At 59.3% G+C, this 15,651-nt stretch carries 11 protein-coding genes and 1 riboswitch; of the genes, 8 read left to right on the forward strand and 3 right to left on the reverse strand.

Annotation, left to right across the window (positions count from 1 at the left end):
- The first annotated feature begins 78 nt into the window (after positions 1-78).
- The 3 genes from CO667_RS15350 to CO667_RS15360 all read left to right on the forward strand — a co-directional run bounded on the left by CO667_RS15350 (position 79) and on the right by CO667_RS15360 (position 2,158).
- A complete protein-coding gene (locus CO667_RS15350; protein WP_097619222.1) occupies positions 79-687 on the forward strand; it encodes a LysE/ArgO family amino acid transporter in 609 nt (202 codons plus the stop codon).
- A gap of 274 nt (positions 688-961) precedes the next feature.
- Complete coding sequence (locus CO667_RS15355) at positions 962-1,903, forward strand: LysR family transcriptional regulator (protein ID WP_179874148.1); 942 nt, start codon at positions 962-964, stop codon at positions 1,901-1,903.
- 99 nt (positions 1,904-2,002) lie between these two features.
- Entirely contained in the window at positions 2,003-2,158 is a 156-nt protein-coding gene (locus CO667_RS15360) for a hypothetical protein (RefSeq protein ID WP_003560194.1), read from the forward strand.
- 125 nt (positions 2,159-2,283) lie between these two features.
- Here the strand turns inward: CO667_RS15360 and CO667_RS15365 are convergent, their stop codons facing one another.
- Positions 2,284-2,634, reverse strand: coding sequence for a hypothetical protein (locus tag CO667_RS15365; protein ID WP_097619168.1), 351 nt, complete (start codon positions 2,632-2,634; stop codon positions 2,284-2,286).
- Positions 2,635-2,668: 34 nt separating this feature from the next.
- Positions 2,669-3,670 carry a glycine betaine ABC transporter substrate-binding protein gene (locus CO667_RS15370; RefSeq protein WP_179874149.1) on the reverse strand — a complete coding sequence of 334 codons (1,002 nt, stop codon included), beginning with the start codon at positions 3,668-3,670 and terminating at the stop codon, positions 2,669-2,671.
- Between the two features lie 554 nt (positions 3,671-4,224).
- On the opposite strand from CO667_RS15370, the gene CO667_RS15375 reads away from it, so the two are divergent.
- From CO667_RS15375 to CO667_RS15405, 3 genes are all read left to right on the forward strand, one after another.
- The gene (locus CO667_RS15375; RefSeq protein WP_097619170.1) at positions 4,225-5,679 is read left to right on the forward strand and encodes a cobyric acid synthase; all 1,455 of its coding nucleotides are present in this window, start codon (positions 4,225-4,227) and stop codon (positions 5,677-5,679) included.
- 3,292 nt (positions 5,680-8,971) lie between these two features.
- Entirely contained in the window at positions 8,972-9,742 is a 771-nt protein-coding gene (locus CO667_RS15400) for an SDR family oxidoreductase (protein ID WP_097619174.1), read from the forward strand.
- A gap of 205 nt (positions 9,743-9,947) precedes the next feature.
- Positions 9,948-11,234 carry an adenylate/guanylate cyclase domain-containing protein gene (locus CO667_RS15405; protein WP_245433137.1) on the forward strand — a complete coding sequence of 429 codons (1,287 nt, stop codon included), beginning with the start codon at positions 9,948-9,950 and terminating at the stop codon, positions 11,232-11,234.
- A gap of 39 nt (positions 11,235-11,273) precedes the next feature.
- Here CO667_RS15405 and CO667_RS15410 read toward each other — a convergent pair whose 3' ends face one another.
- On the reverse strand, positions 11,274-13,064 hold the full coding sequence (locus tag CO667_RS15410; protein WP_097619175.1) for a chloride channel protein: 1,791 nt from the start codon (positions 13,062-13,064) through the stop codon (positions 11,274-11,276).
- A 252-nt stretch (positions 13,065-13,316) separates the two neighbouring features.
- A riboswitch (cobalamin riboswitch) is annotated at positions 13,317-13,712 on the forward strand.
- A gap of 356 nt (positions 13,713-14,068) precedes the next feature.
- On the opposite strand from CO667_RS15410, the gene cobU reads away from it, so the two are divergent.
- Positions 14,069-14,593, forward strand: coding sequence for a bifunctional adenosylcobinamide kinase/adenosylcobinamide-phosphate guanylyltransferase (gene cobU / locus CO667_RS15420; RefSeq protein ID WP_097619176.1), 525 nt, complete (start codon positions 14,069-14,071; stop codon positions 14,591-14,593).
- Positions 14,594-14,597: 4 nt separating this feature from the next.
- Positions 14,598-15,647, forward strand: coding sequence for a cobalamin biosynthesis protein CobW (gene cobW, locus CO667_RS15425; protein WP_097619177.1), 1,050 nt, complete (start codon positions 14,598-14,600; stop codon positions 15,645-15,647).
- Positions 15,648-15,651: the final 4 nt, after the last annotated feature.

The raw sequence follows: 15,651 nt of genomic DNA on the forward strand, positions 1-15,651 counted from the left end.
TAAGTTTGATTAACTAGTCTAATCCTCATAATCGCGATAGCCCAACCTCACCGAAAATGAGGGGCGTTGGCCGAAGCGATGAATTTTTCGATTTACATAACCGGCCTGATGATGGGCCTCAGCCTGATTGTCGCCATCGGCGCGCAGAATGCCTTCATCCTCCGCCAGGGCCTGCGCAACGAACATGTCTTCGCCGTCTGCTTCGCATGCGCGGTATCGGATGCCGCACTGATCGTGCTTGGCGTGACCAGCCTCCATCAAATCGCTGCGTTCATGCCCTGGCTCGATCCCGTCATGCGCTATGGCGGGGCGGCATTTCTGGCCTGGTACGGCGCCAAGAGCCTCTATTCCGCCTTGCGGTCATCCGCTACCCTCACGGCGGCGGAGGCCAAGACGGCGAGTTTCCGGCAGACGCTCATGACCTGCCTCGCGCTGACCTGGCTCAATCCGCATGTGTATCTCGATACGGTCGTGCTGCTCGGCACGATATCGACACGCTATCCCGGGCAGCAGACTTCGTTTGCCGCCGGCGCGGTGACGGGTTCCTTCCTGTTCTTCTTTTCGCTCGGATATGGCGCAACATGGCTGCGGCCGATCTTCTCGAAACCTTCGTCCTGGCGGATGCTGGAAACGCTCGTCGCTTTCACCATGTGGGTCATCGCCTTCAAGCTGCTGGGCGGCATGTGACCGCCGTTCGATCGTCGATCATCCGCTTCAGCGGCCGAGGTGAGGGTGCTCAACTCCATTTCGCGGTGACAATCCGCCAGCAGATGCGACGGAAAACGCTTTAACTGCCGGATTGCATACTCATGATTCGCATCCCTGCGCCTCTGCGACTTGAATGCGGAAAGGGCCTGTACGATATTCCAGATGCTTGATTGCGTCATGTCCGGCCTCCTTTGCTGGCATCATTGCTGCTGAGACTGAAGATAGGCGGTCGATTGACATTCAATCAAACAAAATGATATGGGGTTATAAATCAGAAAAATTGAAAGATGCGACGATGAGCATTCCCTTTCGCCGTCCCATTCCGCTGCTTGACAACGATGTGCTGCGTACCTTTGTTGCCATCGCCGAGACGGGCAATTTTTCGACCGCCGCAGAGGCGGTCTTCCGCACGCCATCGGCAGTGTCGATGCAGATCAAGAAGCTCGAGGAACAGCTCGGCGCGACGCTGTTTTTGCGCGACGCGCGCTCGGTATCCCTAACGCGCCATGGCGAGATGCTGCTATCCTACGCCCGCAACATCCTGGCGCTGTCGAACGAGGCGGTGTCGCGCTTCATCATGCCCGAACTCAGCGGCGTCGTGCGGCTCGGCGCGCCGGAGGATATCGGCGAACGGCTGTTGCCGAGCATCCTGAAGAGTTTCGCCGAAAGCTATCCCGGCATCATGGTCGACGTGACGATCGACATGAGCATCGGACTGAAGAAACGCATCGAAGAGCAACGGCTCGACCTGGCATTGATCAACTGCGCGACGCGACCGTTCCCGACCGGTGGCGAGGTGGTCTACCGCGAGCGACTGGTCTGGGCCGGCGCCAGGTGTGGTTCGGCGCATCGCCGCGATCCCCTGCCGATCTCGATCTGGGAGGACGGCTGCATCTGGCGCCAGGAGGCGCTCACCCAGCTTGAACGCAACAAGCGGCCCTATCGCGTCGCCTATCTCAGCGGCCACACGATGGCGCAGCGCGCCGCCGTTCTCTCCGATCTGGCCATCGCGCCTTTGCCGCTTTCCTATGTCAACGAGGACATGGCGCTGCTCGGCCCGAATGAAGGGCTGCCGGAACTCGGTGCCTTCGATATCCGCCTGCTGACCGCCTCGCAGATGTCGGGGCCGATCGAGACGGTGGCCGACAGCATTCGCAGCGCCTTTGCCGAGAGAGCGAAGGCGGTTGCCGCCTGACGATGTCTTTCAACCGTTGAACCTTTTCTTCCCTTGTGCGTTATCGGCGCGAACGGCATAAGTGCCGTTCGGGGTTGATTTCAAACAAGGATATTCGAAATGACCACAACGGCCAAAATTGCCGCAGCTTTTATGGTTCTTCTTGCCCTTTCCTCCTGTGGCAACACGATCCGTGGCATAGGAAAGGATACGGCAAACACAGTGAACGCCACCCAGGATGCCGGCCGCTCGGTCGATCGGGCTGCGAAGAAGTGATCGGCTGAGAGGTTTGCCGGCTTGACCGACCGTCATTTTGATGGCCGGGCCGGACTATCATAGATGGCCGGGTCCGGACCACCCTATCGGGTGACCGGGGCCTAACGGACGACCGGGTCGGACCATTATAAAATGGCCGAGGGATAAGCCTTTTCGAGGCCGCCGGATCGGCTGAGGCCGGTCCGGAAGGCTTGATAGGCGGGATGCTGGCTGGAGCGGGCAGTTTCCATCAGCCTGATCTGCAGACGGTCGGGCGCCTCTGTCCCCAACCACAGTCCGAGATTTTCGAGCTTCAGCGAGTTCAGCAACCGCGACCCGGCGGCAAAATCGAGATGGCGGCGCAGGCCTTCCAGCAGATTGTCGTCCTGAGCGGCGTTTTCCATGAGCAGCGCCAAGTATGACTTGTCAGCCTCCGCCAGCGTGGCAAGCTTTTCCGCAACGGTATCGCGGTCGGGAAAGGGAACGTTGCCAGTCATGTCGAATCGTCCGGTCGTTGATCGTCTCCCGACGTTATAAGCTCGCCTTGACCTTCTCGGCTACATCCGCCGGTACCCATTTCATCCACAGGCCCTCGTAGTTGCGCAGGAAATAGATCGCGGCATCCTCGTTGCTTTCGCGGTTTTCGTCTTGCCAGGCGAGCACCTGGTTGATCGTCCCATTGTCCCATTTGCGGGTTTTGAGATAGGTGGTGACAGGCCCGGCGCGGCTGGCGAAGGACCTGGTCATCAACGTGAACGCGCGCGAGACGGGGTAGGAATTGAGTTGGGGCCTGTTACAGCCGGCAACCGCCGTACAGCGGTCCCATTCGCTCTTGTCATGACCGACGCCGAAGCTCAGCCGCGTCATGTCGTATTTGCCGAGGACCGCAGTCGGTGCCCAGTAATAGCCGAGCCAGCCGACCTTTTTGTCGAAGGCGCGGGCAATCGAGGCATCGAGCTGTTCGGGGCTGCCGGTTTCCACAAGCTCGAAGCTCTTCTTGTCGGCCGCGAGCGCCTTGAACAGATTGGTGGTCGATATCTGGCAGCTCCAGTCGGCGGGGCAATTGTAGACTGCGCCCTTCGACGCATCGTCCTCGGCCGGGAAGAGTTCGGGATGTCTCAGCGCATCTTCGACCGAGCGGATATCGGGGTGAGCGTCGGCGATGAATTTCGGGATCCACCAGCCCTCGACGGCGCCATCGGCGAGAATCTCGGCTCCCTGCACCAACCGGCCGCTGTTGACGGCCTGATCGAGCAGGGCCCGGACGGAATTGATCCAATATTCCGAGGCGACGTCGGGGGTGCCTTTCTCGTTCATCGAGGCGAAGGTCGGCAGGGTGTCGCCGTCGACGATGGTAACGGAGCAGCCGTAGCCCTTTTCCAGGATGATTCTGTCGAAGTTTGCTGCGATACCTGCCGAGGCCCATTTCATCTCGGCGATCGAAACCTTGCCGCACTCGGCGGCTTCGGCCGGCGCGATGGTAGAAAGAGCCGCGGCAAAGACGGCCGTCATCAGATACGTCTTCATCGTCATTCCCCGAATTTTTAGGCGGACGCGCGGCCGGATTTGCAATCCACCGACAAGGCTGTCCGGCGGCTCGTCGCAGGCGATGGTCAACAATGGCGCATTTTGGCGAAGCCTACGCGTTCGCTCGCAGAAATCAACCGCCTTCTGCTCATGGTTGCGTATCTAAATAGTTGAATTCGAAGAATTTATGTCAATATCCCCAAAATGGCGCCCTCGGGCGAAACGCACGCTCTTCGCGATCTTCTGCAGAAATTTCGGCGAGAATGTCAAAAAACATCGAAATTAACTTTTGCGTAAGCCTTCAATAACTCTCCGGTAAGAATGTGCCGTTATCAGTTGGGTCGTGGCGGGAATGACCGCCGCTTCTCTGGTTCAGGTAGTGCGTACTGGGGAGAGCGAGCTTCGCCGTGTAGGGGCGAAGACGCCTGAGTTTTCGGCAAACCGCGCAGAGCCAAGGCGATGCGCGGTTTTCGCGTTTATGCGCGGAGCCGCAGCCGGGCCAAGCCTTGACCTGGTGTCGACGCCCATTGTAGGCCTCGCCTCAGCGAAAGGCGGCCACCATGGCAAGAGCGATCATGCTGCAGGGAACCGGCTCGGATGTCGGCAAGACGGTGCTGGTCGCGGGCCTCTGCCGGCTGGCGGCCAATCGCGGGCTTGCCGTCCGGCCGTTCAAGCCACAGAACATGTCGAACAATGCGGCTGTTGCCGACGATGGCGGTGAGATCGGCCGGGCGCAGTGGCTGCAGTCGCTGGCCGCGCGCACGCCATCCTCGGTGCACATGAACCCGGTGCTGCTCAAGCCGCAATCGGACAATGGCAGCCAGATCATCGTGCAGGGCAGGGTGTTCGGCCAAGCCAAGGGGCGCGACTACCAGCGGCTGAAGCCGCAGCTGCTCGGCGCCGTGCTCGAAAGCTTCGAGAAAGTGGCTGCGGGTGCCGATCTCGTTATCGTCGAAGGTGCGGGATCGCCGGCCGAGATCAATCTCAGGCCCGGCGATATCGCCAATATGGGCTTTGCGACACGGGCCGGCGTGCCTGTCGTGCTCGTCGGCGATATCGACCGCGGCGGCGTCATCGCCTCACTTGTGGGCACGCATGCGATCCTCGACGAGGGCGACCGGGCGATGATTGCGGGCTATATCATCAACAAGTTCCGCGGCGACATCTCGCTGTTTGACGACGGCATCCGCGCCATCGAAGGCTTTACCGGCTGGCCGTGTTTCGGCGTCGTGCCATGGCTGCAGGGCGCTGCGCGCCTGCCGGCCGAAGATTCGGTCGTGCTCGAACGGCTGGCGAAGGGCGGAGCGGGGGCGCTGAAGATCGCCGTGCCGGTGCTGCCGCGCATCGCCAATTTCGACGATCTCGACCCGCTGCGGACCGAGCCGGATGTCGAGCTCACCTTCGTGCGATCGGGCGAGCGGTTGCCTGCCGACGCAGGTCTCATCGTCCTTCCCGGCTCGAAATCGACGATATCGGATCTTGCCGATTTCAGGGCCGCGGGCTGGGACCGCGATCTCCAGGCGCATGTCAGGCGCGGCGGCCGGGTGATCGGCATTTGCGGCGGCTACCAAATGCTCGGGCGGACCGTGCATGATCCGCTTGGGCTCGAGGGCGGGACGCTGGAGACGCCGGGGCTTGCGCTTCTCGAGGTCGAGACCGAGATGGCGCCGGAGAAAACCGTGCGCAACAGCCAGGCCCGCTCGACCGAATACGATACGCCGCTTGCCGGCTACCAGATCCATCTCGGCATCACCCGCGGCCCGGATTGCATCAGGCCTTCGGCGATCGTCGACGGCGTGCCCGATGGGGCGCTGTCGGCCGACGGCCGGATCATGGGCACCTATCTGCACGGGCTTTTTGGCAGCGACACCTACCGCGCCCGGCTGCTTCAAAGCTTCGGGCTCTCGGGCGAAGGTGGCAACTACCGCGAAAGCGTCGACCGGGCACTCGACGAGATCGCGAGTGGCCTGGAGAAACATCTCGACCCGCGCTGGCTTGCAGGGCTGCTTGGATAGAGCAGGCCCGAGGCGCGAACCGGTTCTCGTCGGATTCTCGGCTATGTGTTTCGCCGCTCGTCGGGGTGGCAAGTGATGCGCTGAAGTCGCAACATCATTTCGCACGAGAGATATCGGCGGCCATGCCTTCTTGTCGACAGCCAATGACGCGTCGATTTCGATGGGCGAGCTTACACTGCTGACCCCGAGCATGCCCAGGACTATGGATACGGATCAATCTTGTACAAGAGTCACGTTGACCTCGTGCGACAAAATGGCTTCAGGGCCAAAAGGCATACGATATCACAGAGCCGTGATTTGACCGATAATTCTCTCCGATTAAACGTGAGGCACGCAAAACAAAATCACAGGTAGTCCTTTCTGACAAGAATGATTACCCCACCTCTAAGTTATGAAATAACCAACTGGCGTTGACGAGCGGGGGCTCGGAGTAACCAATTCTTCTGCGCGTAGGGTCGCGGCGGGATTAGTCAGAGCCGGTTGTTTTCGGAACCTTTGTCGAAGCCGAAGGTAACCGTTCCTTTACAAGAAGAAGCGAGCCCCACGATCAAATGAACCCCCCTCAAAACCAATCAAAGTAATAGTCAATATTCTTGTGCGAGCGAGAGCGCGCTTTTGGCGCGTTGCTTTCGCTCCACACTGGATTTTCACGCTATGTCATCAACCGAGAGCGTCGCGGGTCAAAGTATCTTTCGTCAGCCTGGGCCTGACGCCGAGCGCCGCGAACAGGATACTGGCGCTTCCGCCACAGGCGTCGCTGTTTGCGCGCGCAGAGCGCACACAGAACCTCGTCTTCGCGGTCACGCTGAAGCTCGAGCAAAGTGCGGTGAGGGCGGATGGCGCAGATGTCCCACTTCGCCTGGATGTCAGCGGCCGCCGAAGTCAGCACCGGTTCGAGGCGGATACGCGCCTATGTGTTTTCGCCTCTCGTTGACGTGGCAGCCGAAGCGATGAAGGAGCGGTGATTTGATAAATTCGCAGCAACCGAGGTGGTCGGTATTTTCCGTCGTCTCGTCATATTGATGGAGGACCCGAGCGTGAACGGAAATTTCCTGCCTGCAAGCCCGCTTCCCCCGATCGGGCCCGTCCCCATCCTCCTGTTTCCGATCTTCCTGTTCCTAATAGGTCGAATTCTACTTCGACGAAGCACTATTAGCCTAGACAGCGTTTTCGCCATTCTGATGGTCGCAGTGACTATTTCGTCTCTCGCATTATTTCGCCGATTTCGAGCCCCTGACTATGTGTTCATCTTCCTGACTGCGCAGATTGTAATCGCTTTGATCTTCTTCCCAATCGCCTGGCGCGCCGCGCAAAGGTTAGTGATGCGGGATTTTTTTACAGACTCGGCAAAATCCCAGTTGAAAATAATATGAATCAGGCATTTGTAGCGGCAGTAATCGAAATTTCAGCATGTTTCGTCATATACATCTCAGACTATAGATTGACGACGCCCTGCGACAATGCGAAATGCTATACAATAGACTTTTTGATAGGCTCTAGAGAGAGTGGATTTTTTAATCTTTATATGTCCAATACGATAACATCCATATTCTTTATTTCGTTCTTTGTGCATCTATACAACGTCTATGTGAAGACAATAAAAGATCGTGAGAACTCCTGATGAATACTCTCAGTGTCACATTCAATAGGTCGAATTCTACATCGACGAAGCACTATTAGCCGATGGGGCGACAACAGGCGCATGCTCGTATGTTTTGGATAATCAGAGAAAATCAACCTGCGCAACGCAATCAGGATGGGAGTGACAATCAAAGTCAGCCGCGTCACCAAGGGACAGACTTTAAAGTATATATAAGAGGATAATTGGATGACACGGAATTTAATAACCCTTTATGGGATCTCCGTTGGATTTATTCCGATAATATGCGCTGCAATATACATATTTTATCTAGGTGATACCTCAATTATTATTATAGTAATTGCGTATAGCATCTTTGTATACTTTCTGGATGGTGGCCGTTTTATAAACAATCTCCAGAAACGCAAGAATAAACGTGAGCGATAGGAGGTTAGGCTATGGAGGACAACCAAAGAGAATCGCAGATTGATCGGATCTCAAGACCGCGCTCGCATCCGTTCAGGCACAAGCCGCGCGTCGGCGTAAGGCGCTTGTTGCCACGGCTGCAGCAGGGGGGGGCACCCGGCGCAGTCAACTCACGAATATCTTGATGGATAACCGCGGAACTTAAAGAGCGAAAATTAGATGAAGAAGAAACGGGAGAATCCTAGTCGAATTTTCGACGGATAAAATTTAGAAGCAGCCCGTCTGCTCACTAAAACATCAAAACTATTGAAGCAATACGGAGAGTAATCTGGATAATGCTAATTTATAAAGCAAAAAGATTTTCCGTGTTATGTATAACAATAGGATTGATTTTGAGTATTTTTATTGGTCTGTATTGTCAGATGAATCCAAATGGAAGTATTGGAGAATATATTTTTTATGTTAACATTTTAGCAATATTCTGGTTTCTTATAGGTATTACAACTCGTAGATGGAAATTTGCAATCATTACATTCAGTCCGCTCCTAGTTTTTATTGTAGTTACAATTTCTGGCGTCTCTTCGAAAATAATTGAGATGGGATTTTTTGCAGCGCGGGCTCCGATCAGCGAATATGAGAAACGGTGCCGGACTCAATCGTTCGTTGCCGACGGCCACAGGATTGAGTTCTGTGAGAGAATGGAATCTTTCCAGGATACCAATGAGGACATCCTCCGAGACGAAGGGGGGAAGCCTTGGACACCCGAGTTTTTGCGTTCTGATACATTTCGCTCGGCACTTCAATTTCACGCCACGAACTCCACGAACAGCGAAGTGTACCAACTAGGCCAAATCATGGAGCTTTCGATTATCTCGGCAGCATACAGAAGTTTGGGCCGCGGCTTCTATACCGTTCACTATACTTACCGACATTGACCTTGACAGGTGGCATCCAGATGCTTCGAACGGAAATATGGTCGTGTGTCCCTTGGGGAATCTTTGACGGTCCCAGAGCGGCACGTGGTTGGTAGAAAGCATCAATGCGGACGTTAATTCGAGTTTCTTTTTGTGCCTTCGCATTAGTCGGGTTGCTGACGTCAATGCGGCTTGCGTGGACGTTCCACCGCTGGAGCCGCGGGTGTCGCCTGTCCTTCGAACCCCTGCTGGGGAGAAGCGGGAGCCAAGCCGGACCTCCTGATGTCAGAGGATCGTCTCGTTCGGCTATTGCCAAATTAGTTGACTGAGTCCATTAATTGTCGCGGCGGACTCGGTTGAGAGCGACGAAAATATGAGCGTATTGGACAGATTTTCACTGGCGGGTCAGGTGGCGCTGGTGACCGGCGGCGGGCGTGGTCTGGGCTTCGAGATGGCGCGTGCCCTTGCCGAGGCCGGCGCGCATGTCATCGTCAACGGGCGGACGGCGGCAACGCTGGACGATGCCGTCAGGACCATCCCGGCCGCGGGCGGGACGGCGGAGGCTGCTGTGTTCGACGTCGCCGACCGCGAGGCTCAGCGTGCTGTGATGGCCGATATCGACAAGATCCACGGCCGTCTCGATATCCTGATCAACAATGTCGGCGCCCGCGACCGGCGGCCGCTGGCTGAATTCGACGATGATGCGATCATCGAGCTGCTGCGCACCGATCTGGCGGCGGCGATCACGCTTTCGCGCGACGCGGCCGTGCTGATGAAGCGGCGCAATTACGGCCGCCTGATCGCGGTGACCTCGATCAGCGGCCATGTCGTCATGCCCGGCGACTGCGTCTATCCTGCCGCCAAGCAGGGACTGACCGGCCTGATGCGCGGCATGGCGGTCGAATTCGGCCCGTACGGGATCACCAGCAACGCAATTGCGCCCGGCTGGTTCGCCACCGAGACGAATGCGGCGATGGCGCAGAATGAGGAATTGATGCCTTTCGTGCGCCAGCGCATCCCGGTCCAACGCTGGGGACGCCCGGACGAGATTGCGAGCGCGGCGTTGTTTGTGGCAAGCGGCGCCGCCTCCTTCGTCAACGGCCACGTGTTGACCGTCGATGGCGGCATGACGGTCAGGATGTGAGCGGCTGGGGATCCCATGCCGAAGGACATCGCCGCGTGGCGAGGCGAGATCCCTTTTATCGCCTCCCAAGAGGCAAACTGCAGCAGGTTTCGCCAATCGCTTGGGAGACTGAGGCAATTTGTCATCCGTGACACCGGCGTTTGTCCCTCTCGAATTCCGCATGCCCCATTCGCCTGGGAGTAGTATCGCGACGCGAAGCAGGCTAATGAATGGCATGCGCGACATGGCTTTTTCAGCGCCTGTCCTGCGGTTCCCGGTGCCTGGCCTCGATCGTGAAAACGGCTTCTCCGGCTCTCGGCCCGATGCGGAGGTTTTAAAAATTAACGATCATATTCACTGGCTTATAGAGCAGGGAATCACCAGCGAGCATATTGGCGGCCTCGTCGCCGGGCTTTGCGACCGGCTGATCGCCGAGGGATTTCCGATCTGGCGGGCAAGCATCCGAATGCCGTCCATCCATCCCATGTATCGCGGCATCGCGGCCAATTTCGTCAGGGGCGGCGTCACGACCATCGAAATTGCCGAACACGGCATCGTGGGGGAGCGCCTCTTCGAGGAGACGCCGATATTCTATCTTTTGAACCGCGGCGAAAGAAGAGGGCGATGGAGCTTGGAGAGAGGCGAGGGTCTCGGCTATACCGAACTTCACGAATTCGCCCTTGCCGGAGGCACCGATCACGTGATCAGCCTTTGCGAATTCCCGAAAGAGGTGGCGCTGCGCGGGCTCGGTTTTTCGCTGACCAGCGACGCGCCGGGCGGGTTTTCCGACGATCAGTTGGCTGTTATCGAGGGGCTTCTCCCGGCGCTGGGGCTGGCGGCTTACCGCATTGCGGCGTCGAAGACCGCGACAGACATCCTCGCCGTCTATACCGGCGCCAGGACAAGCGCGCGCATCCTCGCCGGCGAGATCCAACGGGGAACGGGCGGCTCCATCAATGCCGCGATCCTGCTTGCGGATCTCAGGAATTTCACCGCCCTGACCGAAGTCTATCAGCCCGAAGAGATCGTCGGCTTTCTGAACGAGCATTTCGAGCTGATCGACCGGCATGTCGAGGAAAATTCCGGCGAGATCCTGAAATTCATGGGTGACAGCGTGCTGGCGATCTTTCCGACCGATGCGGATGATCCGCAACAGGCCTGCCTGGCGGCACTCGCTTCGGCACGGAACCTGCTGAAGGCGAACGAGGCGCTCAATCGCGAGCGGACGGGCAATGGCGGCCCCGATATCGGCGTCGACGTCGTTCTGCATCTCGGCGAGGTTTTCTACGGAAATGTCGGCGCCCATGGCAGGCTCGATTTCACGGTGATCGGCAGAGCGGTCAACGAGGCCTCGCGGCTAGAAAAGCTCTGCGGCACGCTCGATCAACCCCTGTTGATGTCGGAGAGCTTCGCGACGACCTGTGCGGCGCCTTGCCAATATCTCGGATCGTTCGAACTGCGCGGAGTTTCGAAGCGGGCTGATGTTTTCAGGATTGCCGACGCTGCTGAATAAATCAAAGTGCTGCAGTGCGGCGCTGTCGGTCGGAGCGGTTCAGATCTCGCCTGAGACTTCGCGGCGGCGGCGGTCGAGCTCTTCGCTGTAGCGGCGTAGCGTATAACTTTCGCTGAGCTGGCCGATCACCTTGCGTTCGATCAGGTTGTTGACGACGGCAAGCGCTTCGCTTTCGCTCTTGTCGAAGATTGCCGCCGCCTGCCTGGCATTCATCTGCGGCTGCAGGAAATCGTTGCGGTAATGGATGAAGTCGGCAAGCGTCTTGCCCTCATCCTGCGCGTCGGTCGGGTTGGCGTAGATCTCCGGCACCAGCACGAGGCCGGCATATTTGTCGCTCTCCTCGACGAGGATGACGCGCTGGGTCGAGCCGATCGGGAAGGCCTGCTTGAATTCCTCCAGCGAGATGCCTGATTTGGCTGTCTTGACGTCTGATCGCATCAGCTTGTCCACGGTCAGGTTGCGGATCCAGCCGACGTCATGGGCGCTGCGGATGCTTTCGCCGCGCAAGTGGAAGCGCCATGTGGCGAAGGAGTAGCCGAAGGTCGAGCGCACGACGAGCGACGAGGTGATGACGGCGGCAAGCACCAGTGCGGTGATCGGGAAATCGCCGGTGATTTCTAGCGCCAGGAAGGTCATCGTCAGCGGCCCGCCGATGACGGCGACGGCAAGCGAACTCATGCCGACCACGGCATAGATGACCGGCGTCAGCGTCGCATCGGCGAAATAGGGGCCGCAATAGGCAAAGAGCTTGCCGAGCAGGGCGCCCATGAACAGCGAGGCGAAGAAGAGGCCGCCTCTGAAGCCGGAGCCGATCGAGATCGCCGAGGCCAGCGATTTCAACAGGAAGAGGCCGATCAGCGTCGGGATTGCCACCTCACGGGAAAGGTTGAGATGCAGCGCGCCGTGGCCGGCAGAGAGTACCTGCGGCGAGATCATCGCCAACAGCCCGACGATGATGCCGCCGAGCGCCGGGCGGAAGGGCGGGGCGATCGAACTCTTACGCGCCAGCTCTTCGACAAAGGCGACGCCCTGCATGATCAGGATGCCGATGCCGGCGCAAAAGGCGCCGAGCAGCAGGGCGGGGATATAATCGGCCGGCACCACCGCGCCGAAGCTGCCGATGTCGATGGTGAAATCGCCATCGGTGAGCAGCCTTGCAATGAGAGTGGAGACAAGGGCCGAGACGACGACGGGGGTCAGCGAGACGATCGTATAAGTGCCGATGATCAGCTCGAAAGCATAAAAGGCGCCGGTCAGCGGCGCGTTGAAGGCGGCGGCGATGGCGCCGGCCGCACCGCAACCGACGAGCACGCGCAGGTCCGAACGGCGAAGCTGCAGCTTCAGTCCGAATTTCGAGGCGAGGCCGGCGGCAAGCTGGGTATAGCCGGCCTCCAGCCCGACCGAGGCGCCGAAACCGTTGGAGATCAGGTTCTGCACGGCAACGATGATGCTGTCGGTCAGGGACAGGCGGCCGCCATGCAGCGCATTGCCCTCGATCGGATCGACCATCGGCTTCTTGCGTCGTTTCGCCAAGATGAAAAGCAGCAGCCCAAGCAGGATACCGCCGACGACGGGGGCAGCGAGCAGCAGCAGCTTGTCGTCGATGTCAGACGAGCTCAGCCTTTCGTCGTCGGCGATGCCGAAGACCAGCTGGTGCAATTCATTGGAGACGAAGCTCATACCGGTGACGGCAAGCCCCGAGGCGATGCCGACGACGGCGCCCGCGAGCGACAGGCCGACCTCGCTGCGGCGGGTCAGCGCACGCAGCCGCCCCGGATCAAAGAAAACACGCAGCGCGCGCAGACGGCGCCGATCCAATTTCATAAGCATGGCTAGACAACTAGGCGGGGAGAGGCCCGGTCAAGGGCGGTGGCGCAGTCCGCTTGCAGTGCAATTGCGGCGAAAAGCCGGCGCGCGGGTCAAATATTTATGACGTAAGCCTATGATAAAAGACGATATTTCTGGTGGAGTAAGTCGTGTTTGGGTGAACGTGCCGCCTTGCCGGCGGTTGGCCGGCCGCCAAGGCCGGTTGACTTCATCCCCGGGCTTGCCTAACCATCCCTCAACGGATGGTCACCTGACCATCCTGATATAACGGATGGTTCCGGATCGGCGTAGCGCCCTTCCGGATGAAAAGGGAATGTGACAGGGCGGACCCAAGCCGGGCGCCTTCATCACAGCCGACCCCGCGACTGTAGAGCGGTCAGGGTCTTCCATCCGGCATCGAGCGCTTCCGGCCGGCGGCTTGCAATAAAGCAAGCGGGCGGGATGGGTGACATGCCGGAAAAGCCACTGGACATGCATGGTGATCAACCGGGGTCGGACGCCTCTCAATCTACGAATCGTCCACCTTTTCACCGATGCAGCCGGGAAGGCGAGGATGATCCGCCGGCACGATCAGGGCGACCGGTTTCCGGTCCGCCCCGATCGTGCCGATACCCGCGAGCCAGGAGACCTGCCATCCCGTGCCGGGCGAGAAGCCCAACCCTGGGCGCTATGCCCGCTGCCAGCACGGAGGTTGTCTTGGCTGAACGATTGAATTCAGCGCGGCCTGGTGCGGCGCGGCTTGGCGAGACCTTACAGGTGTCGGCGCCTTCCGTTGCGGCGTGTTTGGTGGGCACATTCCTCTCCTCCCTCATTCCTGTGCTCGTCACAGGAATCCAGTGCGCCCAAGTCGTTGGGCGCGGAGGACTCCCCTTTAACCCCTTTAACCGAGTCATTCACGGCGCGGACGCGCCGTGGCTGGATTCCTGTGACATCCCTCGGGCAAAGCCCGAGGAAGGGAATGAGGGAGGGTGGCGGAACGTCGCGTTTCCTCTGGCGACGGTCTGCATATGACAAGCGCCCCATCCAACACCGTCTTCATCCTCGGCGGCGCCCGCTCCGGCAAATCCCGCTTTGCCGAATCCCTCGTCACCGCAACCGGCCTCGACCGCCACTACGTCGCCACCGGCCGTGCCTGGGACGAGGAGATGCAGGCGCGCATCATCAAGCACAAGGCCGATCGCGGCCCGTCCTGGACGACGCATGAGGAGCCGCTTGATCTGGTCGGCAAGCTTGCCGCCATCGACGGCGAAGGGCGTATCGTGCTGATCGACTGCCTGACGCTCTGGGTCACCAATCTGATGATGGAGCAGCGTGACATGGCGGCGGAATTTGCCGCCCTTGCCGATGTCCTGCCTGACGCCAAAGCGCGGCTCGTTTTCGTTTCCAACGAGGTCGGCCTCGGCATCGTGCCCGACAATCGCATGGCGCGGGATTTTCGCGATCATGCCGGCCGGCTGCACCAATCGATCGCGGCGAGGGCCGCTGAAGTCTATTTCATCGCGGCAGGCCTGCCGCTGAAAATGAAGGGTTAAGTCCATGAACCAGCAGAAAATCCCCGCAACAGTCATCACCGGCTTCCTCGGCGCCGGCAAGACGACTGTCATCCGCAACCTGCTCACCAATGCCGGCGGCAAGAAGATCGCCCTCATCATCAACGAGTTCGGCGATCTCGGCGTCGACGGCGACGTGTTGAAGGGCTGCGGCGCGGAGAACTGCAGCGAGGACGACATCATCGAACTCACCAATGGCTGCATCTGCTGCACCGTCGCCGACGATTTCATTCCGACGATGACGAAGCTGCTCGAGCGCGAACAGCGGCCCGACCATATCGTCATCGAAACCTCGGGCCTCGCCTTGCCGCAGCCGCTGGTCGCGGCCTTCAACTGGCCCGATATCCGCACCCAGGTGACCGTCGACGGCGTCATTACGGTGGTCGACAGTGCGGCTGTGGCCGCCGGCCGTTTCGCCGACGACCATGATGCCGTCGATGCGCGCCGCGCCGAGGATGAATCGCTCGATCACGAAAGCCCGATCGAGGAGCTGTTCGAGGACCAGCTCACCTGCGCCGATCTCATCGTTCTCAACAAGACCGACCTGATCGACGTCGCCGGCCTTGGGCGCGTGCGCGAAGAAGTCGCCTCCCGCACCGTGCGCAAGCCTGTGATGGTCGAGGCGAAAAACGGCGAGGTGCCGGCCGGCATCCTGCTCGGCCTCGGCATCGGCACGGAGGATGATATCGCCAACCGCAAGTCGCATCACGAGCTGGAGCATGAGGACGGTGCGCCGCACGATCATGACGAATTCGACAGCTTCGTCGTCGAACTCGGACCCGTTGCCGATCCCGCCGGTTTCGTCGAGGCCCTGAAGATGATCATATCGACCCATGACGTGCTGCGCCTCAAGGGCTTCGTCGATGTTTCGGGCAAGCCGATGCGCCTGCAGCTCCAGGCGGTCGGCAGCCGCGTCGACCATTATTTCGACCGCGCATGGGGAGTGGGCGAGACACGCGCTACGCGCCTCGTGGTCATCGGCCTGCACGAAATGGATGAGGACGCTGTGAGGGCGGCGATCGAAGAACTGGCGTAAACCA

This window comes from Rhizobium sp. L43, from assembly GCF_002531725.1.
Lineage (GTDB): Bacteria > Pseudomonadota > Alphaproteobacteria > Rhizobiales > Rhizobiaceae > Rhizobium.